The sequence below is a fragment of the Streptomyces sp. NPDC001507 genome (genome assembly GCF_042894765.1).
Lineage (GTDB): Bacteria > Actinomycetota > Actinomycetes > Streptomycetales > Streptomycetaceae > Streptomyces.
Window position 1 is genome coordinate 311477 of record NZ_JBIAVV010000003.1, and the last position, 25603, is coordinate 337079.

Consider the following 25603-nt stretch of genomic DNA (forward strand, 5'->3'; position numbering starts at 1 on the left):
ATGGGAGTAGAGGCCAAGAGAACACGAGGAACTCATGTCAGCCTGTTGGGGCCTTGCTTGGCAGCCTCATCAGCGAAAGCGCAGAGTTTGCCGATGAATTCTCGGTAGCTGTCGGGTACCTCCCCTTCCTTGCTGGGCGGCCCGTCGATCCACTGCTGCCAGAGTCCATCAGGCGCAAGGAACCGGGCCGCGTAGTCGGCATCGAGCTTGGCGTCGAGCAACAGAAGTGCACCGAGGGCGGCTTCCTGGTCGTAGTAGAGGTCGGGGCGCCGCAGGTAGCGGTCGAGGTAAACGACCAGGAGGTCAGCGTCAGCTCGGGTGCCAAAGGTGGCCAGAGCGACGCAGTACGCCATCCCCGCGTAGGGCCCTTCACTAGCGAGCAGGAGTTCGCCGAGACGATCCCGGAACTCGGATCTGCCGGCCACAGCGACGAGCCAGGCTGCCGTCTTCCGCTCGCGCCACCCTCGGTCAAACAGCGTGTCCAGTTCTCGAGGACTGATCTCACCGGCAGCCTGGCCCAGCTTCCGGAGGAACTTGGTTCGGTCGCGTCCGCTCATCCCGAGGAGGTTGCCGCCCAGTTTGAGGTATCGCCGGTCAGGCGTGACGTACCGGCGGATCAACTTGAGCGGCTCTTCCTCTTCGTCTGCGCGGCGCATGGCAGCATCCTCGTATGGACGAAGCTGGCAGACCAGCGAATCGGCAGGTCGGGCGCCTCAGCCCTGGGTGCCCATCCGTCTCAGTCAGCCCCGTTCACGGCCGTTCAACCGAGACCCCGAGCCGTCACCACACCGACGGCCAGCCGCCCATGAACGCAGGTGAACCCCCCCGCACGTAGCCCGGCACCCCACCACCACAGTTGGAAAGCGTGTGGGCCGGCTGCCGCGTACTGCCTCGCCGGACGGCCCCAGCTTGCGTATGGTCTGCGCCGGGGACGAGGTTCGGTGACGGCGCGAGCTGTGCCGGGAGCAGGGGGACGGTGAGCAGGAGACGCTACGTTGCCAGGGTTGTGCCGGGCGGCTACCGAATCTGGGATAACCGGGGACGCCGATGGTGGGGCGATCTCTACGAGTTGTGCCCTGACGATCTCCTGGCCGAGCTCAATGGTCAGGCGGACCAAGCGCGGATCACCGGGCTGATGAAGCGCTACCGAGCGCAGAAACGATAGGCAGGACCGAGTACTGGACCACAACGGCGCCCAGCACAGGCGCACCAGATCGAGCGGGGAACAGCGGGGAACCACGGTAAAAGTGGCCGAGCACTACGAGGCCGTTCCGTGCCCGTTCGCCCAGGTCAGTGCCCAACCCGGCCACAAATGATCGCTGCTTCCCAAGCTGAGGTCCTGGGGCGGCGGTCTTGCGATACGGTGCGGGCTTCATATGACGCCCCCTCGGAGAGCAAGTGGATGTGCTGAACAGCCGTGTTGCCCGCTTTGCGACCATGATCCTGCTGAGCTTGGCTGTACTCGCTCTGGCCAGTTGCAACCCTGATCCGACCGACCCCGAGAACGTCGATCCGATCGCTCTGGTGAACAGCACATCGAACCCAGTGCGCGTCTTCTGGTGTGCCGGCGACGGGGACAACGAATGCGCGGAGGAGCACAGCCTTGGAGTCATCCCGGCGGGGGCACATCGCTCCGTGCACATCTCCTCCTACGAAGTAGTGCTGCACGTCGAGACGGCTTCGGGCTCAGGGGGATATGTCTGCGAAGACGATGCTCCGGGCAGGAGGATCGCCCTGAGCGCGTCGTATTCCTCCATGAAAGCTGCATACGATCACTGCCTGGACGGAGCCTCGCCGAGCATCTCGCCCCACTGAGATCCCACATGGCGTGCCCATACTCAGGAGCTGACATCCACCGCCGACATCAACAGCGGCGGGGGCGGCAGAAAAGCGGGGTCGCAGTGCGAATCCTGACGGGGACGCCACCAGGACTGGGTGGATGTTCGGACGGGATCACGCCAGGGTGACGTGCATGCCGCCCTCGGCCAGGTCATTGAGGACATCGGAGAATAGGTCGTAGGGCTGGCCGTCTGGGGTCAGGGTCCGGGACAGGTACGTGCGTGCGGTCCCTGCGTTCCGCCAGAGCAGGGTTGCGGGGGCGGTGTAACCGAAGGTGCCGCGCAGGCAGTCGTCGAGGGCGGCCGGACAGCCGCCGAAGTAGCCGCCCGGCCCGTTCACCGCCTCCCCAAGCGCCAGATAGAGGCCCGGTTCGTCGGTGATGTGTCGGCCGTCGAGTTCGTAGGCATGACCAGCCGGTCGGTCGCGGTGAGAGCGTCGGCATGCCCGCTCACGGACGAGATCGAGCCAGGCCCCGCGGCGCCGAGTGTCGAGGCCCGCCCAGGCACCCAGGGTGTCCGGCGGCCCGACGAGCCACCGCTCCCAGATGGGCCGGGCGAATTCGGGAACAGGGGTGAAGAGTTGCCCGTTGAGCTCCAGGTCGATCAGATCTGTCCCGTAGGAGGATGGGTGCCAGGAGCGGACTTCGGTCCACAGCAGCCGATCGGTGAGCGGCTCGCCCTGGGCGTCCTGTATCTCCAGGGCGGCCTCCTCCAGGTCCAGCGCCCGCCGGGTGCCCTTCATCAATGCAGCTCGCAGCTGATCGGTCTGGGCAAGTCCCCGCAGGACGAGCAGGGGCGCGGCTTGCTCGGCCGGCAGGACGCGGGTGAACTCCCGACAGGAGCCCAGCCACCGGTGCCCGTCGTGCAGTCGGACACGACCCATGTGTCCCTCAGGCGGACCTTCGTAGTCGTCCAGGCCGGTGAGCACGAGACTTCCGGTCCCCAAGAGCTGTCCTGGGATCTCCGCGTCCTCCAGCAGCCAGGGCTCAAGTGCATCGTCGTCCGGCACCATCCACACCCGGCTGCCGACCCAGCCCCCGACTTGGGCACCTTCCGGCACCCAACCGAACAGTTCATACGTCCCGCGCCGGGGCTTCCCAAAGAGTCCGTCTACTGCGGCGCACACGCCCCAGACGTCGCCGCGCTCCGTCTCCGTCAGCCTGTACCGCCCGTGCCTGCGATGGTCCCAGTCCTCACGCACGCTGGTAATCATGCCCGGACCAGGCCTTTGCGACGAAGCTGTTTGCCCAGTCGGTCAAGGAGCCTCAAACAGCCTCTGACCTCACGTAGGCAGCCTGGGTAAGTGTCCCGGAGAGCCGACCAGGCATCAGCTTCACGGGCTACTCGGTGACAGCGACCTGCCAAGACCCAGGTACGGCGGACGTGACCGGGACTCGCGCCACAACCGCACCAGATCGAGCGGGCAACAGCGGGGGACCACGGGGAGCAGCGCCGAGACCTGCTGGGCTTCATCCGGCCCGTTCGTGCAGGTCAGCACTCGGACCCGTGTCAAACCATCGCGGCCTCCCGAGCTGAGGTCACTGGGCCTCTACGTGACCGTTCAGGTCGAACAGCAGCCACTCCAGCCAGGGTGCCGTCACGCCCAAGGAGCCGGCCCATTCGTGCATGGCGCCTGTATACGCGGCGTACCGAGCTGACCAACGTCGTGTGCCCGCGGCTTCCCTGCTGGACCAGCCGAGCGCATTGAGGGATCGGAAGACTCGATCATCCAGGATCAAGGCACGCTCGCACTCTGCATCCCGGTCATCGACAGTGGCAAGCCACTTGGTGAAGAACGACCTTCTCACTCCCCGCAGGGTGAACTCGGTATACGCCCGGGTCAGCTCGCCGACACGGACAGCACTGCGCGTCGCCTCCAGCGCGCGTGGCATACGGGTGTCCCCCAGGGCGGCACTGGTATAGCGCGGTGCTCGCCCGTTCGTCGTCCCTGCTCCCCAGATCATGACGGCGACGAACAGGTCACGGAGCCCCTCCGGGTCGTCGCTGAGCGCCTGCCGCGCCGCAGCAAGGTCATCGCGGCTGATGAGCCGTTCGCCTGAAGTCGAAGCCGTGTCCAACGCACCGAGCTCGAGGGCCTGAGTCGCCCCATGCGGTTCCAGCCAGGGGCGCCAAGTCGCCGGACGGAATCGAACAGCTGCCTGCCGACGACCTCGATGGATCTCGACGAGCGGCCACAACCGCTCCACAATGTCTCCCTCGGATGCCATGAGGACCGCATGTCGCCCCCAGCCACCGCGCATGAGCTACAGCACCGAAGTCCGCCAAGCGATGCGTGCCGGAGGCAGCACAGATGGCCCTCAAGCGACCTGCGACCACGGGCCCTCCGTATCGGACTTCGGGATCCAGAGCAGTGGTTGGCTCGTGCGGCAGTAGTCGGTCACCCCGTCCTCCCAGGGGAAGCATCCGGACTTGTCGGGCCAGAACAGCTGCGTGACGGGCCACGGAGGGGCCTGGCAGAAGTCGATGCCGGCACCGAAGAAGTCCCGGTACCAGCTGGGGTGGACAGGCCGGACGGCGACGTCGTAGCCGTTGAGGACGTCGTCCCTGCGCTGGTCCGGCTCCAGCGGAAGACCACCGCGGATTCCGGCTCCGGCCGCGTTCACGACCGGCATGGCGACATCCGTCCGCAGGCCGAAGACACAGACCTCGGGACTGCGCAGCGTGTGCCACAGCCCGATGGAGTACGCCCAGTCCGCAGGCGCGTCGCCGCCGGCGCCCACACCCATGACGTGCCAGCCGAAGTCGGTGACACTCCGCGCTGTCCGGCTGTCCCGTTCTTCGAAGGCCGGGCCGTCCGCGGGCGGTTCGCAGAGGATGCAGCGGCAGGGGGAGTCGTCCATCCGGAGAGGGTAGATCAATCCGGGGGCCGGGATCTTCCGAGGGGCCGCTCGCCAACGGGCCGAGCGGCGGGTGGAGATCGCGTCGACGGCGGTCCCGGCCCGGCTCGTGGCATTGACCGCCGCGGCCCGGTGCCGCTTGCCGGACTCAGGTGCCCTGGCTCCCCCGCACCGGAAAGAGCATGCAGCTGCTGGTCGCATGGGCCAGCAACCGGTCCTCGGAGTCGCGGAGTTCCGCCTGGGCGAGGGCGGTGCGGCGGCCGCTGTTGAGGACGGTGCCGATGGCGCGGACCTTGCCGGTGTCGACGGTGACCGGGCGCAGGAACTTCAGGGTCAGGTCGATGGAGGTGTAGCCGGTGCCCTGGGGGAGTACGGACTGGACCGCGCAGCCGGCCGCCGAGTCGAGGAGCGTGGCGTAGACGCCGCCGTGGACGCTGCCGATCGGGTTGTAGTGCTCCTCGCCCGGCACCATGGCGAAGACCGCCCGGCCGTACTCGGCCTCTTCGAGGCTGAAACCGAGGGTGGCGGCGATCGGCGGGGCGGGCAGGCGGCCGGCCAGGATCTCGCGCAGGAAGCCGAGACCGCTGTGGTCCGGGACGGCGCCGGCGGATATCGCGGGGTCCTCCCAGCCGAACGTACGCGACCTGGGGTCCTGCCCGGGATGGAAGTCGAGCGTCAAGGCAACTCCTCGTGGTGGGTGAGCGCGGGCGCCACCGTGGCCGTCCCGCCGGTGTCTCAGTCGCCGTCGGGGGCGGCGTCGGGGTCGGGGGCAGGGGCGGGGGCGGGCGGGGCTACGCGGATGAGGCCCGGGCCGGCGTCGACGAGCGATTCGCCGAGCTGCACGTCGTGGCCGTCGTCGCAGCGCAGCACCGCGTGTACCGCGGCGCCGCAGTCGCGGTGGCGTACGACCACCGGTGGGCCCTGTTCGTCCGTGGCCCAGGTGTCGCCCCACTGCCGCAACGCCGTGAGGACGGGCAGGAAGTCCCGTCCCTTCTCGGTCAGCCGGTAGGCGTACCGGGTCCGCTGGCCGGGTTCCTGGTAGGGCACGCGTTCCAGGAGCCCGGCGGCGGTGAGTTCCTTCAGGCGCGCCGAGGCGGCGGGCTCGCCGATGCCCACCCGCCTGGCGAAGTCGTCGAACCGGCGGGTGCCGAAGAACGCCTCGCGCATGATCAGCATCGCCGTCCTGTTGCCGGCGACCTCCAGAGTCCGGGCGACGGAGCAGTTGGCCATGGACCAGGCGTCCCGTTCCCGCAGCAGGTCCGTCATCTCTCCGACCTCCACCCTCCATCTGACTTGCCTCATGCGAAGTCAGCCTATAGCGTCACGGCTGACTTCTGCAATCATAAGTCAGCTCGGGTCGTCACGGGCGCTGCCGCCCGCTGCCCGCAGCTCGGCCGAGACGAGGACTCGATGGCTTCCACCCCTTCCCCCGCCCCGGGCCGGCTCAAGCCGACCGACCGGCAACCCGGCGACCGGCTCCCCTCCCGCCAGAACTCCCGCCAGAACTCCCGCCAGAACTCCCACCAGAACTCCCGCCAGGACCAGCCCTCCCGGCGGGCGGCGGCGCTCACCCTCGTCGCGATGTGCCTGGGCGCCATGACGACCTTCCTGCTGATCACCGCATCGGTGTCGGCACTGTCGGCCATCCAGGACGACCTGCACGTCTCCCCGACCGGCCTCGTCTGGATCCCCTCCGCGTACACCCTGCTCGTGGCCAGCCTGGTGATGTCCGCGGGCACCATCGGCAACCTCTACGGCCGTAAGCGCGCGTTCCTGGCCGGGGCCGCGGTCATGATCGCCGGGTCGCTCGCCGTCTACACCTCGGGGTCGACGGCGGGCGTCATCGCCGGCCAGCTCGTCTCCGGCCTCGGCGGCGCCCTCATCCTGCCCAACAGCCTGGCCATCCTGGGCGCCGCCTTCCCGGACCCCCACCGGCGCACCGAGGTCGTCACCGCCTGGGCGGCCGCCTCCGGCATCGGACTCGCCGCCGGACCGCTGATCGCGGGCACCCTGCTGGACCACTTCCACTGGAACACGGTCTTCCTGTCGACCGCCGCCCTCGCGGTCGTCACCATGGCCGCCGCCGTCTTCGTCGCCGAGTCGCGCGGCCCCGCCGGCAAGCTCGACATCCCTGGCCAGATCCTGGCCGCCCTGGGCGTCGCCGCCCTCGTCTACGCCCTCATCGAAGGCGGCCACGACGGCTACACCAGCCCCCGGATCATCGTCGCCTGGGTCGTCGCGGCCGCGGCCCTGAGCGGCTTCGTCCTCGTCGAGCGGGCCGCCCGCACCCCCATGCTGGACATGAGCCTGTTCCGGTCGGCGTCGTTCAGCGCCGTCATGTTCGTCGCGGCCGTCTCCCTGTTCGGCTTCACCGGGGTGGCCATCCTCTCGGTGCTCTTCTACGAGCGCGTCCAGCAGCTCTCCGCCCTCGACGTGGGCTGGCGGCTGCTGGCCTTCTTCGGCGTCTACGTCGTCGTCGCCTATGCGACCGGGCGCGTGATCCGCCGTACCGGCTTCAAGCTCCCGCTCACCGTGGGCTTCCTCGTCGGGGCCGCGGCCACGGCCGGGTTCGCCACCACGCTGGACCCGGCCACCTCCTACGCCCGGGTGTGGTGGCTGTACGTGCTCTTCGGCGCCGCGTCCGGGATGGTGGCCGCGCCGAGCACCGCCGCCGCCCTGGTCAGCGTCTCCCACGAACACGCCGGCATGGCCTCCGGAGCCGTCAACGCCTTCCGCCAGATCGGCTCCGTCACCGGTTCCGCCCTGCTCGGCGCCCTGCTCGCGAGCCGGCTGCGGTCCCGGCTGCCCGACCGGCTCGACGCGCACCACGTCCCCCGGGCGGCCTGGCCCGCCGTCGAGCACGCCGTCTCCACGGGCACCGGCGGTCACGGGGCGACCCCGCCCGACGTGACCGCCGCGGTCGGCGACGCCTTCACCTCCGGCGTCCACGTCGGCATGGCCGTCGTCGCCGCCGTGTTCCTGTGCGCGGCCGTGGCCTCGGCCCTGCTGATACGCAACCGGCCGCACCACGTCACGGGCACCGGCACTGGCACCGGCACCACCACCGCGAACTGACGCGCGCGCGGATTCGCCGGCCTCAGCTCACCAGCCCCAGCTCCCGCGCGATCAGCATCCGCTGCACCTCGCTCGTCCCCTCCCCGATCTCCAGGATCTTGGAGTCGCGCCACATGCGGGCCACCGGGTACTCGTTCATGAAGCCGTAGCCGCCGTGGACCTGGGTGGCGTCGCGGGCGTTGTCGACGGCTACCGTCGAGGAGTACAGCTTGGCGAGGGCCGCCTCCTTCTTGAAGGGCTCGCCGGCCACCAGGCGGGAGGCCGCGTCGCGCCAGGCCAGGCGGGCCGTGTGGGCCTTCATCTCCATGTCGGCGATCTTGAACTGGATGGCCTGGTTGGCGCCGATGGGCCTGCCGAACGCGTGCCGCTCCTTCGCGTACTTCACCGACTCGTCGACGCAGCCCTGGGCCAGGCCGGTGGCCAGGGCCGCGATGGCGATGCGGCCCTCGTCGAGGATGCGCAGGAACTGGGCGTAGCCGCGGCCCTCCGCGCCGAGCAGGTTGGCGGCCGGGACCCGGACGTCGGCGAAGGACAGCTCGCGGGTGTCGGAGGCGTTCCAGCCGACCTTGGAGTAGGGGGCGGCGACCGTGAAGCCCGGGGTGCCGGCGGGGACGATGATCGACGAGATCTGCGGCTTGCCGTCGGGCTTGCGGCCGGTGACCGCGGTGACCGTCACCAGCCCCGTGATGTCCGTACCCGAGTTGGTGATGAAGCACTTGCTGCCGTTGATCACCCACTCGCCGGTGGCCGGGTCGAGGCGGGCCGTCGTACGGGTGGCGCCGGCGTCGCTGCCGCCGTCCGGTTCCGTCAGCCCGAACGCGCCCAGGATCTCCCCGGCACAGAGCCTCGGCAGCCACTCGCGCTTCTGCTCCTCCGTCCCGAAGAGGTGGATCGGCATGGCGCCCAGGGAGACCCCGGCCTCCAGCGTGATCGCCACCGACGAGTCGACGCGGGCCAGCTCCTCCAGGGCGATGCCGAGGGCCAGGTAGTCGCCGCCCATGCCGCCGTACTCCTCGGGGAACGGCAGGCCGAACAGGCCCATGCGGCCCATCTCGCGGACGATCTCGTACGGGAACTCGTGTCGCTCGTAGAAGTCGCCGATCTTCGGCGCCACGACGTCGTGCGCGAACTCCTCCACCGTACGGCGGAGTTCTTCCAGTTCGGGGGAGAGGCGGTGGTCCATGGTCGTCACTCCTGGTGGGAGAGGGCGCGGACGGTACGGGACGGGCTGGGTCGGCCCAGTTGTTCGGCCATCCACACGCTGGTGGCGGTGAGTTTGCCGAGGTCTACTCCGGTCTCGATGCCGAGGCCCCGGAGCATCCAGACCAGGTCCTCGGTGGCGAGGTTGCCGGTGGCGGACTTGGCGTACGGGCAGCCGCCGAGTCCGCCGGCGGACGCGTCGATCGTCGTCACGCCGTGTTCCAGGGCCGCGTAGGTGTTGGCGAGCGCCTGGCCGTAGGTGTCGTGGAAGTGCACGCCGATGACGTTCGTCGGCACGCCCTCCTCGTTGAGCAGGGACAGCAACTCCAGGACATGGCCCGGAGTGGCGACCCCGATCGTGTCGCCGAGGCTCAGCTCGTCGCAGCCCATGTCGCGCAGCGCCTTGCAGACCCGGACCACCTGGTGGAACGGGACGGCGCCCTCCCAGGGGTCGCCGAAGCACATCGACACGTAGCCGCGGACGTGCACGTCCGCGTCCTTCGCCTGCCGGACGACCGGGTCGAAGACGGCCAGCGACTCGTCCAGCGAGCGGTTGAGGTTGGCCTTGGCGAAGGACTCGGTGGCGCTGGCGAAGACGGCGACCCGGCGGGCGCCGAGGGTCAGGGCCCGGTCCAGGCCCCGCTGGTTGGGGACGAGGACCGGGAGGGCGACGCCCCGGAGATCGGCGAGCTGCGGGAACAGGTCCTCCGCGTCCGCCAGTTGGGGCACCCACTTCGGGTGCACGAAGCTGGTCGCCTCGATCGTCGTCAGGCCCGCGTCGGCCAGGCGGTGCACGAACTCGGCCTTCACCGCGGTCGGTACGGCCGTCTTCTCGTTCTGCAGGCCGTCGCGGGCGCCGACCTCGTGGATCCGGACCCGGGCGGGCAGGTCGGTGGCCGGTACGACCATGGGGAGGGCGCTCTCCGGGGCGGTCATGCCGTCTCCTCCTCGTGCGGGGCGATCACGGCCAGCACCTGGTCCATGGCGACCGTGGCGCCGGGCTTCACGTCGAGTTCGGCGACCGTGCCGGCGTGCGGGGCGGAGATGACGTGCTCCATCTTCATCGCCTCCACCACCAGCAGGCTCTGCCCGGCGGTGACCTCGTCCCCGACGGCGACCTTCACGACGGTCACCGTGCCGGGCATGGGCGCGGTGAGGGAGTCGGCGCCGGCATGCGCGGTGCGGTTCAGCGAGGCGGCGACCGGGTCGTGGTCACGGACCTGCCAGGCGTCGCCGTCGCGGCCGAGCCAGTCTGCGGCGCGGTGGAAGGTGTGCCGGACGCCGTCCAGGGTGACCGACACGCGGTCGGCGGTGACGGTGTGCGTGCCGCGCGGGGCGTACTCCACCGGGTCATGCACCCGGAGGTGGAAGCCGACCGGCTTGGGAGTACCGCCGAGGCGCCAGCCGCTGGGCACCGAGAAGGGGTCCGTCCAGCGCCCGTCCGCCGCGCCGCCGTTCGCCCCGGTGCCGGTGCCGGTGCCGGTGCCGGTGCCGGTGCCGGTCGCCGCGACGCCGTTCGCCGTGACCGGCCGCAGCGCCTCCAGGCGTACGGCCGCCGCCGCCTCGTACACCTCGTCCGGTACGTCGCCGGTGACCAGGCCGTCCACCACCCGCTCGACCAGGCCGGTGTCCAACTCGCCCGCCACCACCGCCGGATGGGCAAGGAGGCGGCGCAGGAAACCCGCATTGGTCTGCACGCCGAGGGTGACCGTCTCCGCGAGGGCCCCGCGCAGCTTCCGGAGCGCGGTCTCCCGGTCCGGGCCGTACGCGATCACCTTGGACAGCATCGGGTCGTACAGGCTGCCGACCTCGGAGCCCTCGCTGAGCCCGGAGTCGGTGCGGACGCCGTCGCCCTGCGGTTCGCGCAGCAGCAGCACCGTGCCGCCGGTGGGCAGGAAGCCGCGCGCCGGGTCCTCGGCGCAGATCCGGGCCTCGACCGCGTGCCCGGTCAGGCGGACGTCCTCCTGCGCGAACCCGAGCCGCTCCCCGGCCGCCACCCGCAGCTGCCACTCCACCAGGTCGAGGCCGGTGACGAGCTCGGTGACGGGGTGCTCCACCTGGAGGCGGGTGTTCATCTCCATGAAGTAGTACGACGAAGGGTCGCCGCCCGGCACGATGAACTCCACCGTGCCCGCGCCGACGTACCCGCACGAGCGCGCCGCCTGCACCGCGGCCTCGCCCATCGCCGCCCGCGTCGCCTCGTCGAGGAGCACGCTGGGCGCCTCCTCGATCACCTTCTGGTGGCGGCGCTGGAGCGAGCACTCGCGCTCGCCGAGGTGGACGACGTTGCCGTGGCCGTCGGCCAGGACCTGGATCTCGATGTGCCGGGGCCGGTCGACCCACCGCTCGACGAGGAGGGTGTCGTCGCCGAAGGAGGCGCGGGCCTCGCGGCGGGCGGCGGCGATCTCCTCGTCCAGAAGGGTCAGGTCGCGCACCAGCCGCATGCCCTTGCCGCCGCCGCCCGCGGACGGCTTGAGGAGCACGGGTGCCCCCAACGCGCGCGCGGCCTCGGCGAGTTCGGGATCACGGCCGCCGGGCACCACCGGCACCCCGGCCGCGGCCACCGTCTCCTTGGCGCGGATCTTGTCGCCCATCAGCGCGATGGCATCCGCGGGCGGGCCGATGAAGACCAGCCCGGCCTCCTCGCAGGCCCGGGCGAAGGCCGCGTTCTCGGCGAGGAAGCCGTACCCCGGGTGGACCGCCTGGGCACCGCCGGCCGCGGCCGCCTCCAGCAGCCGCGCCACGGACAGATAGCTCTCGCTCGCCGGCGCCGGACCGATCCGGACCGCGGTGTCGGCCTCCCGGACGTGCCGTGCGTCCGCGTCGGCGTCGGAGTACACGGCCACCGAGCGCACGCCCAGCGACCGCAGCGTACGGATGACCCGGACGGCGATCTCGCCCCGGTTGGCCACGAGTACGGTGTCGAACACGAGTCCCCTCCTCACATCCGGAAGACGCCGAACCGGGGTTCACCCAGCGGCGCGTTGCCACAGGCCGTCAGGGCCAGTCCCAGCACCTGCCGGGTGTCGAGGGGGTCGATGACCCCGTCGTCCCACAGGCGGGCGGTCGCGTAGTAGGCGTTGCCCTGCCGCTCGTACTGGGCGCGGACGGGAGCCTTGAAGGCCTCCTCGTCCTCGGCGGCCCAGGACTCTCCCCGGGCCTCCAGCTGGTCCCGCTTGACGGTCGCCAGCACGGACGCGGCCTGCTCGCCGCCCATGACGGAGATCTTGGCGTTGGGCCACATCCACAGGAAGCGGGGGGAGTAGGCCCGGCCGCACATGGAGTAGTTCCCGGCGCCGTACGACCCGCCGACCACCACCGTCAGCTTCGGCACCCGGGTGCACGCCACCGCCGTGACCATCTTCGCGCCGTGCTTGGCGATGCCGCCGGCCTCGTAGTCCTTGCCGACCATGAAGCCGGAGATGTTCTGCAGGAAGACGAGCGGGATGCCGCGCTGGTCGCACAGCTCGATGAAGTGGGCGCCCTTCTGGGCGGACTCGGAGAAGAGGATGCCGTTGTTGGCGACGATGCCGACCGGGTGGCCGTGGATGCGGGCGAAGCCGGTGACCAGGGTCTGCCCGAACTCGGCCTTGAACTCGGCGAACCGGGAGCCGTCGACGACCCGGGCGATGATCTCGCGGACGTCGTAGGGGGTGCGGGAGTCGACGGGGACGGCGCCGTAGAGGCCGTAGGGGTCGACCTTGGGCTCGGTGACGGGCGCGACCTCCCAGGGAAGCGCGCGCCGGGCCGGGAGGGTGGCGGCGATGTTCCGGACGATCCTGAGCGCGTGCGCGTCGTCCTCGGCGAGGTGGTCGGTGACGCCGGAGACGCGGGAGTGCACCTCGCCGCCGCCCAGCTCCTCGGCGGTGACGACCTCACCGGTGGCCGCCTTCACCAGCGGGGGGCCGCCCAGGAAGATCGTCCCCTGGTTCCGGACGATGACCGCCTCGTCGCTCATCGCCGGGACGTACGCCCCGCCCGCCGTGCAGGATCCGAGGACGGCGGCGATCTGCGGGATGCCCGCACCCGACATCCGGGCCTGGTTGTAGAAGATCCGCCCGAAGTGGTCGCGGTCCGGGAAGACCTCGTCCTGCATGGGGAGGAAGGCGCCGCCGGAGTCGACCAGGTACACGCACGGCAGCCGGTTGTCGAGGGCCACCTCCTGTGCCCGCAGGTGCTTCTTCACGGTCATCGGGTAGTACGTGCCGCCCTTGACCGTGGCGTCGTTGGCGACGATCACGCACTCGCGGCCGCTGACCCGGCCGATCCCGGCGATCACGCCGGCCGCCGGGGCCGCTCCGTCGTACATCCCGTCGGCGGCCAGGGGAGCCAGCTCCAGGAAGGGGGAGCCGGGGTCGAGGAGGGTGTCCACCCGGTCCCTGGGCAGCAGCTTGCCGCGCGCGGTGTGCCGGGCCCGCGCCTTCTCGCCCCCGCCGAGCGCGGCCGCGGCGAGCTTGCCGCGCAGCTCCTCGACGAGGATGCGATGCGCCTCCTCGTTGGCCCGAAAGGCCTCCGACGCGGGGTCCGCCGCGCTCGTCAGCTCCGGTGCCTGGTCCATGCCGCGAACCCCTCATTCTTGTTAATGAGCGTTAACGCATTTCCTCCAGGTTAACGACCGCTAACCTCCCTGTCTAGAATTGCCTTCATGGTCACGAGAACCGACGCCCCGACGCGCCGCGAGCAGATCCTCAAGGAGGCCGCCCGGCTCTTCGCCGAGCGCGGCTTCCACGGTGTCGGCGTGGACGAGATAGGGGCCGCGGTCGGCATCAGCGGGCCCGGTCTCTACCGGCACTTCGCGGGCAAGGACGCGATGCTCGCGGAGCTGCTGGTGGGGATCAGCGGGCAGTTGCTGACGGGGGCCAAGCGCCGCCTGGCGGAGGCCGACGGGGACACCGGGCCCTCGGCGGTCCTGGACTCCCTCATCGAGGGCCACATCGACTTCGCCCTCGACGACCGTCCACTGATCACCCTGCACGACCGGGAGCTGGACCGCTTGCGCGACAGCGACCGCAAGCTGGTGCGGCAGCTGCAGCGGCAGTACGTCGAGCTGTGGGTGGAGGTGGTCCGCGGCGTCTACCCGGCGCTCCCGGAGCCGGCCGCCCGCTCCGCGGTCCACTCCGTCTTCGGCCTCCTGAACTCCACCCCGCATTTGGGCCGACCGGGTTCCCTCCCGGGCCGCGGAGCGACGGCGGTCCTGCTGCACCGGATGGCGAGGGGCGCCTTCGAGGCAGCCGCGGCGGAGTAACCACCGCTCCGCGCCGCCCGCCTCACCGCGCCCGCTGCGCTGCAGGCGACCTCTTGGATCCGCCGCGACGGCGATCAGCCACGACGACGGTGCCCGGCGGTGCCGCGCCGCCTCGGGCCGGTTCGGCGCCGCCGGGCTGCGCCGTTGTGGCTGATCGCCGTCGCGGCGGATTTTTGAGGGCCGCGGTCGGAGGGGCGTGACGGCGGGTCTCCGATGAGCGGGGTGGGAGGGGCGCGGCGGGTCTTGCGAAGTCGTCTGGCGGGCGGGAGGTGAGGGCGGGTGCAGGCATGTGGTGGGCGGCAGGTGAGGGCGGGTGCAGGCATGTGGTGGGCGGCAGGTTAGGGGGCGGCGCATCCCGCCGGGCGGGCGGCGGCGCATCCCGCCGGGCGGGCGGCGGCGCATCCCGCCGGGCGGACGGCGGCGCATCCCACCGGGCGGACGGCGGCGCATCCCGCCGGGCGGGCGGCGGTGCATCCCCCGGGTGGGCGGTGGCGTGACGAGCGTTACCCCCTTCGCTCCCCCCTCCACCCTGGACCCGCCCCCCTACCCGCCGGTACCTTGGGGTCTGAGCAAGCGCTTAGACATGCCGAAGTCCGTGGAGGTGGCGGCCGTGCGCCGTACGTTGTTCGACGAGGATCACGAGGCGTTCCGGGAGACCATCCGCGCCTTCATCGAGGCTGAGGTCGTACCGGTGTACGACGAGTGGTTCGCCGCCGGCCAGGCTCCCCGCGAGTTCTACTACAAGCTCGCCGAGCTGGGCGTCTTCGGCATCCGCGTCGACGAGGAGTACGGCGGCGCCGGCATCGACTCCTACAAGTTCGAGGCCGTCCTGTACGAGGAGACCGCCCGTGCGGGCGTCGCCTTCGGCGGTTCCGGCGTGCACGTGCTGCTCGGCCTGCCGTACATAAAGCTGCTGGCGACGGACGAGCAGAAGAAGCGGTACCTGCCGAAGTTCGTCTCCGGCGAGGAGATGTGGGCCATCGCGATGACCGAGCCGGGCACCGGCTCCGACCTCGCGGGCATGAAGACCACCGCCAAGCTCAGCGAGGACGGCACGCACTACGTCCTCAACGGCGCCAAGACCTTCATCACGGGCGGCGTGCACGCCGACCGGATGATCGTGTGTGCCCGGACCTCCGCGCCGACCAAGGAAGACCGCCGGCACGGGATCTCGCTCTTCGTGGTCGACACGAAGGCGGAGGGGTATTCGGTCGGGCGGAAGCTCGACAAGCTGGGGCTCAAGACCTCCGACACCGCCGAGCTGGCGTTCGTCGACGTGAAGGTCCCCGTCGAGGACCTCCTCGGCGAGGAGAACAAGGGCTTCTACTACCTCGGCCACAACCTCGCCTCCGAGCGCTGGGGCATCGCCTTCGGCGCCTACGCGCAGGCCAAGGCCGCCGTCCGGTTCGCCAAGCAGTACGTGCAGGAGCGGGTGGTCTTCGGCCAGCCCGTCGCCGCCTTCCAGAACACCAAGTTCGAGCTGGCCGCCTGCCAGGCCGAGGTGGACGCGGCCGAGGCCGTCGTGGACCGCGCGACGGAGGCGCTGGACGCCGGTGAGCTGACCCCGGCCGAGGCCGCCAGCGCCAAGCTGTTCACCACCGAGGTCGCGCACCGCGTGATCGACCGCTGCCTCCAGCTGCACGGCGGCTACGGCTTCATGAACGAATACCCGATCGCCCGCCTGTACGCGGACAACCGCGTCAACCGCATCTACGGCGGCACCAGCGAGATCATGAAGACGATCATCGCGAAGGACATGGGCCTGTAGGGCTGCCGCAACAACCCGCCAGTAGAAAAGGTGCCATGAACCAGGCACTAAGTGATCTCCTCGACCTGCTCGACCTGGAGCAGATCGAGGAGAACATCTTCCGCGGCCAGTCCCGGTCCGCCGTCGTCCCGCGCGTCTTCGGCGGACAGGTGGCGGCCCAGGCGCTGGTCGCCGCCGGGCGCACCGTCCCGGCGGACCGGCACGCCCACTCGCTGCACGCGTACTTCCTGCGCCCCGGCGACCCGGGCGCGCCCATCGTCTACACCGTCGAGCGCATCCGCGACGGCCGCTCCTTCACCACCCGGCGAGCGGTCGCCGTCCAGCACGGCCGGCCGATCTTCGCCCTGTCGGCCTCCTTCCAGCTCGACGAGGAGGGCCTCGACCACCAGGCCCCGATGCCCGCCGCACCCGACCCGGCGACCCTGCCCACCTCGGCGGACCGCTTCCGCGGCTACGGCCACCTCGACCCGGCCGTCGTGGAGAAGTTCCTGGAGGCCCGCGAGGCGATCGACCTGCGCTACGTCGAGGAGCCGCCGTTCGGCAAGTTCGGCGAGCCCCGCGAACCGCACAGCCAGGTGTGGTTCCGGACGAACGGCAAGCTCGACGACGACCCGCTGCTGCACGTCGTCCTCGCGACGTACGTCTCCGACATGACCCTCCTCGACTCCGTCCTGCTCGCGCACGGTCGCGGCGGCTGGGCGGTCGGGGACGTGGTGGGCGCCTCGCTCGACCACGCCATGTGGTTCCACCGGCCGTTCCGAGCCGACGAGTGGCTGCTCTACGACCAGGAGTCGCCGTCCGCGCACGGCGGCCGCGGGCTCGGCCAGGCCCGGATCTACACGCAGGACGGTTCCCTCGCCATTTCCGTGATCCAGGAGGGTGTGGTCCGCGTCCCCAGGGCAGACTGACGGGCGTGACGCAAGCGGAGACGCGGCAGACGCCGAGGACACAGCACGGCGGCGGCGAGAGCACCTTCACGGTGATCGTCGCCGCCGTCGCCAATCTCGGGATCGCGCTCGCCAAGGCGGTCGCCGGAGTCATCAGCGGCTCCAGCGCGATGCTCTCCGAGGCGGCGCACTCGGTCGCCGACACCGTCACCGAACTACTGCTGCTCACCGCCCTCAAGCGCAGTGAGATGCCCGCCGACGAGGAGCATCCGCTGGGCTACGGCCCCGAGCGGTACATCTGGGCCATGCTCGCCGCCGTCGCCACCTTCGTCGGCGGCGCGGTCTTCTCCCTCTACGACGGCGCCCACACCCTGGCCGTGGGGGAGAAGCCGGGCAACCCGCTGGTGTCGTACATCGTGCTCGCCGTCGCCTTCGTGCTGGAGGGCCTCTCGCTGCGGACCGGGCTGCGGCAGGCGCGCGGGGAGGCCGCCCGTTTGAGGGCGCCGTTCAGGCTGTACCTCCGGCACACCCCCGACACCGCGGTGAAGGCCGTGGTGATGGAGGACTCGGCCGCGCTCGTCGGGCTGGTGCTCGCGGCCGGCGGCCTGCTCGGCGGCCGGCTCACCGGCTCCGGCGTCTGGGACGGCCTCGCCTCCCTCCTCATCGGCCTGCTCCTGCTGTACGTCGCCTGGGTGCTGGGCCGGTCCAACGCCGAGCTCCTCGTCGGGCGGCCGCTGCCGAGGCCCGTGCGGGAGCGGATCCGGGCGGAGCTGCTGAAGTCCGAGCACATCGTGGCCGTACTGGAGCTGACCACCCTGGTGCAGGGCCCGGACGAGGCACTGGTCGCCGCCAAGGTGGACTTCCGGGACGTGTCGACGGCGGCCGAGATCGAGTGGGCCTGCGAGCGGGCCGAGCAGCGGCTGCGGGCCGCGTTCCCCGCGATCGGCCGGGTGTATCTGGACCCCACTCCCGGGCCTGCCGCCCGGTCGGCCGCGGAGTCGGCCCAGGGTCCGGTTCCGGGACGGTGAGCTGGGCCGATGACGGGCGGTGACCGCCCGAGGTGCCGTCGCCTTTATCCCGAATTAAGCTCTATGAGTGAAATGCCGCACCATGCATGTGCCGCATAGCGGACGTGCCGCGTAGCGGACGTAAGTCCGGCAGAAAGGTATTTCCCATGCGAGTACAGCGCGCGAGGCGTCTCGCCGCGATGTCCGCCGCCGGCCTGTTGCTGGCCGGTGGTGCCGCGATCGGCGCCGCGGGTACCGCTTCGGCGGCTCCCGCCTCCACTCACCAGTCCGTCGTCACCGGCGGCAGCTTCGGCGGCTGCAACGGCTTCCGGGGCGGCGGCTTCAACAACTGCCGATACGGATACGGCGGCTACGGCTACGGGTACTACCCCGCCACTGTCGCGGTCGTCCCCGTCGCGGTCGTCCCTGTCGTCGGCGTCGGCTACACCGCCGGGTTCGGTGGCTTCGGTGGTCTCGGCTTCGGCGGACTCGGGTTCTGACCGACCGACGCCAGCGGACCAGGAACCCAGGGTCTCAGTCAGGGTCTAGGGCCAGGCCACGATGTGCGGCTCCCGCTGCCGGGGGCCGCACATCGGCAGGTCAGGCGAGCCCCGCCCCGGCCAGCAGGTACGCGGTCATCGGGTCGTAGTACCGCGGGCTGAGCACATGGTCGTCCAGCGGTACGGCCACCTGGAGGGTGCCCTCCGCCTCGGCGAGGAACAGCGCCGGGTCGTTGCAGTCCGCGTACCCGACCGAGTCCAGGCCCGCCTGCGCCGCGTAACCGGCCCAGCCGTGGTCGGCGACGACCAGGTCGGGCTGCGGCCGCCCCTCGCGCTCCAGGCCGCCCAGGACGGCCTTCATCGGCTCCCCGGAGTGCGTGTGCCACAGCGTCGCGCCGTGTTCGAGGACGGCCACGTCGGCGAACTGCATGACGTATCCCTCGTCGGTCTGCAGACCGTCCGGGACGACCACGATCTCGCAGCCGGCGCCGCGCAGCGCGGCCGCGGTCGCCCGGTGCACGTCCAGCAGACCGCCCGGGTGACCGGTCGCGAACAGCACCCGCTGGCGCCCCTCGGCCGCCTTGCGCAGCCGCGCCGCCAGCCGGTCCAGGCCGTCCACGGTCAGCTCCGGGTCGATGGTGTCCTGGCCGTACCGGTACTCGGGGTCGTCGTTCACCCCGACCCGCTCGGCCATCACGGCCAGCACGTCCTGCTCGTCGGTCCAGCGGTCGCCGAGTTCCAGTCCCAGCCACCAGTTGCGCTCGCCGTTGGCCAGCTTGCGGTAGTGGAGCAGGTTGTTCTCGCGGGGGGTGGCGACATCGCCCGCGATACGGGTCTTCACAAGGTGCTCTACGAGCTCGGCGCGGCTGGGCGTCCCGGATATCGGCATGGCTCCATTGTGAGGCAGGGCGCCGCGCGTCCGCCCTGCGTATCGACCGCTGGGACGCGCGTCACTCACTCCTGGCGGAGGGCGAACCACAGCTCCATCCGGACGTCCGGGTCGTCGATTTCGGCACCGAGCAGTGCCGCGCACCGCGCGATGCGCTGCCGCACGGTGTTGCGGTGGACGGCGAGGGCCACCGCCGTGCGGTCCCAGCTGCCGTGCAGGGAGAGCCAGGTGCGCAGGGTGTCGACGAGGGCCGGGTGCTCGGTGAGGGGGCCGAGGAGGGTGCGGGCGTGGGCCTGAGCTTCGTCCCTCGGGACGAGTTCGGCCAGGCCGGGGCGGCTGCCGTGCCTCAGCAGCGAGGTGCGGGTCGCCCGGGCGCGGGCCATTGCGCGTGCCGCTTGGGTACCGGCGAGGGCCAGCTGTTGTGCGGGTACGGGAGCGCTGACGCCGAGGGTCCAGCCGGGCTGTGGCTGAAGGGTTCGGTCGGCGGGGACGAGGACTTGGACGATGTCCCCTACGGGGTCGATGAGGGGCGAGCCGAGTGCGGCGCCCAGGGCGGTGGCGGACAGGAGGTCGGGCGGGTGCGTGGGGGCTGGTCGCGCCCCGCGGCGGAGCCGCATGTCGGCCGGGTCCCGCGCCCCTGACGGGGCGTGACGGTCCCGTTGGCCGATCGGCGAGGCGTGTACGACCAGCCAGGTGTCCCCTCCTCCCAGCAGCGGCGCCACCTCCTCCGCCGTGCCGCCCAGCAGGAGCCGTACCAGGGCCGAGGTGCGGGCCGCGCCCGAGCCGCTCTGCTGTTCGCCGGTGAGGAGGGTGAGCAGGACCGCGGCGACCGAGGCGATGGTGTGGTCGCCCGGTTCGCGGGTGGGGGTGGCCATGCCGAGTGCGAAGCCGGTGCTGAGGGTGTAGGCGGCGAGGTGGGTGCCGGCGGTGGCGTGGGTGGCGGAGGTGGGGGTGCCGGGCCCGGAGGGTCGGACCACCTCCGCGAGCTCGGCCAGGGACGTGGTCACCGGTGGCTCAGGGCGCCGGCCCGCCGACGCGATCTCCGTGCCCTCCGGGCCGTACAGGGCCGTCCAGCCGCCCGTCCGCTGGGCCAGCTGCCGCAGGACCGACGGCACCGGGTCGGGGCGGGCCGCGGCGGCGGCCAGGCTCTGCTGGGCCTCCGTGACGCGGCGCAGTTCGGCCAGGCGGGCCTGGGCCAGCAACTGCCAGACCGCGCGGGCGACGGCGGTGAAAGGGGTCTGCGGCGGGACCTCCAGGAGCGGGAGCCCGTGGCTGTCGCAGGCCTCGACCAGGGCGCGCGGGACCGTGTCGTGCACGGGGGCCAGCCCGAAGCCGAGGGCGGCGCCGCCCGCCGCGACGATCCGCGAGACGTAGTCGTCGAAGTAGGTGCCCGAGCCCGCCGCGTCCGGGATGTGCACGCCCGCCGTCAGCAGCAGCTCGCCGCCCAGCAGGTACGGGTACGGGTCGGCCATCTCCGAGGTGTGCGCCGCGTGGATGACCAGGGAGGGGTCGCAAGGACCGGCGATCCGGCGCAGGGCGAGGTCCTCGCGGGCCAGCAGGGCGGCGAGGGGCACGGGTGGCGTGGGGGGAACCGCGGGGTCCGGCATGGTGTGCGTTTCCTCCATCCGGTACGGCTCGAATGGATGAAACGTACACTTCGCAGCCCCTTTCCGGCCACCTAATGTCGAGGCACGTCACCCCCCGGCGAGATCCCCAGCGAAGGAGGGCCCTGTGGCCGTCGACTACACCGTGATCGTCCTGTACCTCGCCGGCATGCTGGCCATGGGCTGGTGGGGCATGCGCCGGGCCAGGTCGAAGAGCGACTTCCTGGTCGCCGGGCGCCGGCTCGGGCCCGTCATGTACTCCGGCACCATGGCCGCGATCGTCCTCGGCGGCGCGTCCACCATCGGCGGGGTCGGCCTGGGCTACCAGTACGGGCTGTCCGGCGCCTGGATGGTCTTCACCATCGGCCTCGGACTGCTCGCCCTCTCCGTCTTCTTCTCCGCCCGGATCGCCCGCCTCAAGGTGTACACCGTCTCCGAGATGCTGGACCTCCGGTACGGCGGCCGGGCGGGCGTGATCTCGGGTGTCGTGATGTGGGCGTACACGCTCATGCTCGCCGTCACCTCGACCATCGCGTACGCCACGATCTTCGACGTCCTCTTCGACATGAACCGGACCGTCGCGATCATCCTGGGCGGCTCGATCGTCGTCGCCTACTCGACGCTCGGCGGCATGTGGTCGATCACGCTGACCGACATGGTCCAGTTCGTGGTGAAGACGATCGGCGTGCTGCTGCTCCTGCTGCCCATCGCGGTCGTGAAGGCGGGCGGCTTCGGCGAGATGAGGGCGAAGCTGCCCACGACGTACTTCGACCCGCTGGGTATCGGCGGCGAGACCATCTTCACGTACGTGCTGATCTACACCTTCGGCATGCTCATCGGGCAGGACATCTGGCAGCGGGTCTTCACGGCGCGCGGCGACCGGACGGCGAAGTGGGGCGGCACGGTGGCCGGCACCTACTGCCTGGTCTACGCCCTCGCCGGGGCGGTGATCGGGACGGCGGCCAAGGTGCTGTACCCGAAGCTGGGCAGCCCGGACGACGCCTTCGCGACCATCGTCAAGGACGAACTCCCGGTCGGGGTGCGGGGGCTGGTGCTGGCGGCGGCCCTGGCCGCGGTGATGTCCACGTCCTCCGGCGCGCTGATCGCCTGCGCGACCGTTGCCAACAACGACATCTGGTCGCGGCTGCGGGGGCGGGCGAGGAGCGCCGACCATGACGAGGTGCGCGGCAACCGGGTCTTCATCCTGGTCATGGGGCTCGGCGTGATCGGCACGGCCATCGCCCTCAACGATGTGGTCGAGGCGCTGACCGTGGCCTACAACCTGCTCGTCGGCGGCCTCCTCGTCCCGATCCTCGGCGGGCTGCTGTGGAAGCGCGGCACGGTCCAGGGCGCCCTGGCCGCCGTGACCGTCGGCGGCCTCGCGGTGATCGGCCTGATGGCGGGCTACGGCATCCTCGCCAACGAACCCGTCTACTACGGCCTGCTCTCCTCCCTCGTCGCGTACGTCGCCGTCTCCCTGGCGACGAGGCCGACCGACGCGGCGGTGCTGGCGAACTGGCGGGAACGGCTCGCGGGCCGGGGCGTTCCCGAACTCGCGTCCGAGCCGGTTCCGGCCCACCAGTAAAGTCGTACGAGAAAGCAGTGCATAGCGGTACGTACGCGATGAAGCGTAGGAAAGAAGGCAGCACCCCATGAGCAGCAACGAGACGCCCCGCGGCCCCGTCGACTCCTCCCGCATACCGCGGTACGCCGGTCCCGCGACCTTCGCCCGGCTGCCCCGCCTCGACGAGGTCGGCCGTGCCGACGTCGCCGTGGTGGGCGTGCCGTTCGACTCGGGCGTCTCGTACCGGCCCGGCGCCCGCTTCGGCGGCAACGCCATCCGCGAGGCGTCCCGGCTGCTGCGCCCCTACAACCCCGCGCAGGACGCCTCCCCCTTCGCCCTCGCGCAGGTCGCGGACGGCGGTGACATAGCCGTCAACCCCTTCAACATCAACGAGGCGGTCGAGACGATCGAGGCCGCCGCCGACGAGCTCCTCGGCACCGGCGCCCGCCTGATGACCCTCGGCGGCGACCACACCATCGCGCTCCCCCTGCTGCGCAGCGTCGCGAAGAAGCACGGCCCGGTCGCGCTCCTCCACTTCGACGCCCACCTCGACACCTGGGACACCTACTTCGGCGCCGAGTACACGCACGGCACCCCGTTCCGGCGGGCGGTGGAGGAGGGCATCCTGGACACCTCGGCCCTCTCGCACGTCGGCACCCGCGGCCCGCTCTACGGCAAGCAGGACCTCACCGACGACGAGAAGATGGGCTTCGGCATCGTCACCTCGGCGGACATCTACCGCCGGGGCGCCGACGAGGTGGCCGACCAGCTGCGGCAGCGCATCGGTGACCGGCCGCTCTACATCTCGATCGACATCGACTGTCTGGACCCCGCTCACGCCCCGGGCACCGGCACGCCCGAGGCAGGTGGTATGACGTCCAGGGAGCTGCTGGAGATCCTGCGCGGCCTGGCCACGTGCAACCTCGTCTCGGCGGACGTCGTCGAGGTGGCCCCCGCGTACGACCACGCCGAGATCACCTCGGTGGCGGCCTCGCACACGGCGTACGAACTGACCACGATCATGACCCGACAGATTGCCGAGGCTCGTTCGAAGTGACGCACGACCACGACCTGGTGCTCCGCCCGACCGAGGCGCAGACGGCCGCAGCCCTGAACCCGCCCGCCGGCCGCAACGGCGGGGACCTGGTCGTGGAGACCCTGGCCGGGCTCGGCGCGACCACCGTCTTCGGGCTGCCCGGCCAGCACGCCCTCGGCATGTTCGACGCCCTGCGCCGCTCCTCGCTGCGCTATGTCGGCCTGCGGGTGGAGAACAACGCGGGTTTCGCGGCGGACGCGTACGGCAGGATCACCGGCGAGGCGGCCCCGCTGCTCCTCTCCACCGGTCCCGGCGCGCTGACCTCGCTGGCCGCGCTGCACGAGGCGGCCTCGGCGTCGGCGCCCGTCCTCGCGATCAGCAGCCAGATCCCCACCGCGGGCCTGGGCGGCGGACGTCACGGCTACCTGCACGAACTCCCGGACCAGGCGGCCTCCTTCCGGGGCGTGGTGAAGTCGGTCCACACCGTCCGCACCCAGTCGCAGATCCCGTCCGCGATCGCGGCCGCCTGGCAGTCGGCGCTGACCGCCCCGCACGGCCCGGTGTGGGTGGAGATCCCGCAGGACGTGCTCCTCGCGGAGACCTCGCTGCCCGTGGTGACGGCGGTCGACGCGACCCCCGACGAACTCCCCCCGCGCCCCGAACTGACCGCGGTCGCGGCCGACCTGCTCTCCCGCGCGGCCCGCCCGGCGGTCATCGCGGGCGGCGGAGTCGTACGGGCGGACGCGTCCGGCAAGCTCCGGCAGCTGGCGGAGACGCTGAACGCTCCGGTCGTCACCACGTACGGCGGCAAGGGCGCGTTCCCCTGGCACCACCCCCTGTCCCTCCAGTCCTGGCTGGAGGACCGGCACACCACGGACTTCCTCGAGGACGCCGACGTTCTTCTCGTGGTCGGCTCGGGCCTCGGTGAACTCTCCTCCAACTACCACACGTTCAAGCCGCGCGGCCGCGTGATCCAGATCGAGGCGGACCTCGGCAAGCTGGAGTCCAACCACCCGGCCCTCGGCATCCACGCCGACGCCCGGCTCGCGCTCCAGGCCCTCCTGGAGACGGTTTCCGAACGCGAGGACCCGACGGCACCGGAGCGCGTACGAACACTGCTCGCGCAGGTCTCCGACCGCATCGCCGTCCAGGAACTCACCCTGGAACAGGAGGTGCTGGCGTCGGTCCGCCGCGCGCTCCCCGCCGGTTCCCCGTCCTTCTGGGACATGACGATCCTGGCGTACTGGGCCTGGTCGGCCTTCGACGCCCACGCCCCGAACCTCATGCACTCCGCCCAGGGCGCCGGCGGCCTCGGCTACGGCTTCCCTGCGGCCCTCGGCGCGGCCGCCGCCGACCCGAGCCGCCCGGTCCTGGCGGTCTCCGGCGACGGCGGCGCCCTCTACTCCATCGCCGAACTGGCGACCGCGAGGCAGCACGACCTCCCGGTCACCTGGCTCATCGTCGACGACGGCGGCTACGGCATCCTCCGCGAGTACATGACCGACGCCTTCGGCGAGCCCACCGCGACCGAACTGACCCGCCCCGACTACGTGGCCCTCGCCGAGTCCTTCGGCGTCCCGGGGATCCGCACCTCCCCGGAGACCCTGGAGACGGACCTGGCGAAGGCCCTCGCCGAACCGGGCCCCTCGGTGGTCGTGCTCCCGGCGCTGCTGAAAATGTTCGCGCCGACGCATCTGGGTTCGGATTGATCACCCGATCGGCTGTCCGCGGTGGCCTGCACGGGATACCTTCCGTGAGGTCGCAGGCGTCCCGGCCGGGCCGACGTCAGAAGCGGCCATTACTCATAGCGCGGAGAGGAGGACAGTGTGCTGCTGCGGTTCCGCGTTGCGAATGTACGGTCCCTGCGAGACGAGCAGTAGCTGTCCTTCGTCGCGCATGGTGACGAACAGGGCGGATCGGCGAACCGGGTGGATCTTGCCGACGGCGGATCCGTCTCCGTCTTCCCTCTGATCGGTATTTTCGGGGCCAACGCCTCCGGCAAGTCGAACGTACTCACCGTGTCCTCAACTCCTATGCGCGCTGGGCCTCAGATCGCGCGGCGGCTCCTGATGGCGCGCGGGGCCGGCACTTACGAGACGGGCGACCGAGCGGGGCGGGACTGAACGCGGCGC

General features: G+C 71.2%; 23 protein-coding genes. 11 read left to right on the forward strand and 12 right to left on the reverse strand.

The window, feature by feature from the left end:
* Window positions 1-32: 32 nt before the first annotated feature.
* Window positions 33-656 carry a DUF6000 family protein gene (locus ACFY0K_RS11780; RefSeq protein ID WP_390639687.1) on the reverse strand — a complete coding sequence of 208 codons (624 nt, stop codon included), beginning with the start codon at window positions 654-656 and terminating at the stop codon, window positions 33-35.
* Window positions 657-976: 320 nt separating this feature from the next.
* Between ACFY0K_RS11780 and ACFY0K_RS11785 the strand changes: the two genes are divergently transcribed.
* Together ACFY0K_RS11785 and ACFY0K_RS11790 are read left to right on the forward strand one after the other, a co-directional pair.
* A complete protein-coding gene (locus ACFY0K_RS11785) occupies window positions 977-1165 on the forward strand; it encodes a hypothetical protein (protein WP_390639688.1) in 189 nt (62 codons plus the stop codon).
* A 233-nt stretch (window positions 1166-1398) separates the two neighbouring features.
* Window positions 1399-1815, forward strand: coding sequence for a hypothetical protein (locus ACFY0K_RS11790; RefSeq protein ID WP_390639689.1), 417 nt, complete (start codon window positions 1399-1401; stop codon window positions 1813-1815).
* 138 nt (window positions 1816-1953) lie between these two features.
* On the opposite strand, the gene ACFY0K_RS11795 is transcribed toward ACFY0K_RS11790, so the two are convergent.
* The 5 genes from ACFY0K_RS11795 to ACFY0K_RS11815 all read right to left on the reverse strand — a co-directional run bounded on the left by ACFY0K_RS11795 (window position 1954) and on the right by ACFY0K_RS11815 (window position 5998).
* The gene (locus ACFY0K_RS11795) at window positions 1954-3051 is read right to left on the reverse strand and encodes a hypothetical protein (protein WP_388711933.1); all 1098 of its coding nucleotides are present in this window, start codon (window positions 3049-3051) and stop codon (window positions 1954-1956) included.
* 325 nt (window positions 3052-3376) lie between these two features.
* Window positions 3377-4066 carry a hypothetical protein gene (locus ACFY0K_RS11800; protein ID WP_390639690.1) on the reverse strand — a complete coding sequence of 230 codons (690 nt, stop codon included), beginning with the start codon at window positions 4064-4066 and terminating at the stop codon, window positions 3377-3379.
* A gap of 90 nt (window positions 4067-4156) precedes the next feature.
* The gene (locus ACFY0K_RS11805) at window positions 4157-4699 is read right to left on the reverse strand and encodes a DUF4262 domain-containing protein (RefSeq protein ID WP_388596317.1); all 543 of its coding nucleotides are present in this window, start codon (window positions 4697-4699) and stop codon (window positions 4157-4159) included.
* Between the two features lie 145 nt (window positions 4700-4844).
* On the reverse strand, window positions 4845-5375 hold the full coding sequence (locus tag ACFY0K_RS11810) for a PaaI family thioesterase (RefSeq protein WP_351958061.1): 531 nt from the start codon (window positions 5373-5375) through the stop codon (window positions 4845-4847).
* Window positions 5376-5431: 56 nt separating this feature from the next.
* Complete coding sequence (locus ACFY0K_RS11815) at window positions 5432-5998, reverse strand: winged helix-turn-helix transcriptional regulator (RefSeq protein ID WP_390639691.1); 567 nt, start codon at window positions 5996-5998, stop codon at window positions 5432-5434.
* Between the two features lie 108 nt (window positions 5999-6106).
* Between ACFY0K_RS11815 and ACFY0K_RS11820 the strand changes: the two genes are divergently transcribed.
* Window positions 6107-7771 (forward strand): MFS transporter, encoded by a 1665-nt coding sequence (locus ACFY0K_RS11820; RefSeq protein ID WP_390639692.1) that lies wholly within the window; start codon window positions 6107-6109, stop codon window positions 7769-7771.
* Between the two features lie 22 nt (window positions 7772-7793).
* Here the strand turns inward: ACFY0K_RS11820 and ACFY0K_RS11825 are convergent, their stop codons facing one another.
* Genes ACFY0K_RS11825 through ACFY0K_RS11840 form a run of 4 tightly spaced genes read right to left on the reverse strand, consistent with a single transcriptional unit; the run spans window position 7794 to window position 13529 of the window.
* Window positions 7794-8954 carry an acyl-CoA dehydrogenase family protein gene (locus tag ACFY0K_RS11825; protein ID WP_390639693.1) on the reverse strand — a complete coding sequence of 387 codons (1161 nt, stop codon included), beginning with the start codon at window positions 8952-8954 and terminating at the stop codon, window positions 7794-7796.
* 5 nt (window positions 8955-8959) lie between these two features.
* Entirely contained in the window at window positions 8960-9907 is a 948-nt protein-coding gene (locus ACFY0K_RS11830) for a hydroxymethylglutaryl-CoA lyase (RefSeq protein WP_390639694.1), read from the reverse strand.
* A complete protein-coding gene (locus ACFY0K_RS11835) occupies window positions 9904-11901 on the reverse strand; it encodes an acetyl/propionyl/methylcrotonyl-CoA carboxylase subunit alpha (RefSeq protein ID WP_390639695.1) in 1998 nt (665 codons plus the stop codon). Before ACFY0K_RS11835 ends, ACFY0K_RS11830 begins: the two co-directional genes overlap by 4 nt.
* An 11-nt stretch (window positions 11902-11912) precedes the next feature.
* Window positions 11913-13529 carry a carboxyl transferase domain-containing protein gene (locus ACFY0K_RS11840; RefSeq protein WP_382721985.1) on the reverse strand — a complete coding sequence of 539 codons (1617 nt, stop codon included), beginning with the start codon at window positions 13527-13529 and terminating at the stop codon, window positions 11913-11915.
* A gap of 87 nt (window positions 13530-13616) precedes the next feature.
* Between ACFY0K_RS11840 and ACFY0K_RS11845 the strand changes: the two genes are divergently transcribed.
* The 5 genes from ACFY0K_RS11845 (at window position 13617) to ACFY0K_RS11865 (ending at window position 18378) form a co-directional block, all read left to right on the forward strand.
* Window positions 13617-14216, forward strand: a complete 600-nt coding sequence (locus ACFY0K_RS11845) for a TetR/AcrR family transcriptional regulator (protein WP_390639696.1) — start codon at window positions 13617-13619, stop codon at window positions 14214-14216.
* A gap of 610 nt (window positions 14217-14826) precedes the next feature.
* The gene (locus ACFY0K_RS11850) at window positions 14827-15984 is read left to right on the forward strand and encodes an acyl-CoA dehydrogenase family protein (protein ID WP_390639996.1); all 1158 of its coding nucleotides are present in this window, start codon (window positions 14827-14829) and stop codon (window positions 15982-15984) included.
* Window positions 15985-16019: 35 nt separating this feature from the next.
* Entirely contained in the window at window positions 16020-16892 is an 873-nt protein-coding gene (locus ACFY0K_RS11855; RefSeq protein ID WP_382721981.1) for an acyl-CoA thioesterase, read from the forward strand.
* A gap of 5 nt (window positions 16893-16897) precedes the next feature.
* Complete coding sequence (locus tag ACFY0K_RS11860) at window positions 16898-17899, forward strand: cation diffusion facilitator family transporter (protein ID WP_390639697.1); 1002 nt, start codon at window positions 16898-16900, stop codon at window positions 17897-17899.
* A 146-nt stretch (window positions 17900-18045) separates the two neighbouring features.
* A complete protein-coding gene (locus ACFY0K_RS11865; RefSeq protein WP_390639698.1) occupies window positions 18046-18378 on the forward strand; it encodes a hypothetical protein in 333 nt (110 codons plus the stop codon).
* Window positions 18379-18478: 100 nt separating this feature from the next.
* On the opposite strand, the gene ACFY0K_RS11870 is transcribed toward ACFY0K_RS11865, so the two are convergent.
* Together ACFY0K_RS11870 and ACFY0K_RS11875 are read right to left on the reverse strand one after the other, a co-directional pair.
* Window positions 18479-19267 (reverse strand): phosphatase, encoded by a 789-nt coding sequence (locus ACFY0K_RS11870; protein ID WP_390639699.1) that lies wholly within the window; start codon window positions 19265-19267, stop codon window positions 18479-18481.
* Window positions 19268-19332: 65 nt separating this feature from the next.
* Window positions 19333-20874, reverse strand: coding sequence for a PucR family transcriptional regulator ligand-binding domain-containing protein (locus ACFY0K_RS11875; protein ID WP_390639700.1), 1542 nt, complete (start codon window positions 20872-20874; stop codon window positions 19333-19335).
* A gap of 124 nt (window positions 20875-20998) precedes the next feature.
* On the opposite strand from ACFY0K_RS11875, the gene ACFY0K_RS11880 reads away from it, so the two are divergent.
* From ACFY0K_RS11880 to ACFY0K_RS11890, 3 genes are all read left to right on the forward strand, one after another.
* Complete coding sequence (locus ACFY0K_RS11880) at window positions 20999-22456, forward strand: sodium:solute symporter (protein ID WP_390639701.1); 1458 nt, start codon at window positions 20999-21001, stop codon at window positions 22454-22456.
* A 67-nt stretch (window positions 22457-22523) separates the two neighbouring features.
* Window positions 22524-23492: an agmatinase gene (gene speB / locus ACFY0K_RS11885; RefSeq protein WP_382721970.1), complete on the forward strand. Its 969-nt coding sequence runs from the start codon at window positions 22524-22526 to the stop codon at window positions 23490-23492.
* Window positions 23489-25180 (forward strand): thiamine pyrophosphate-binding protein, encoded by a 1692-nt coding sequence (locus tag ACFY0K_RS11890; protein ID WP_390639702.1) that lies wholly within the window; start codon window positions 23489-23491, stop codon window positions 25178-25180. Before speB ends, ACFY0K_RS11890 begins: the two co-directional genes overlap by 4 nt.
* Window positions 25181-25603: the final 423 nt, after the last annotated feature.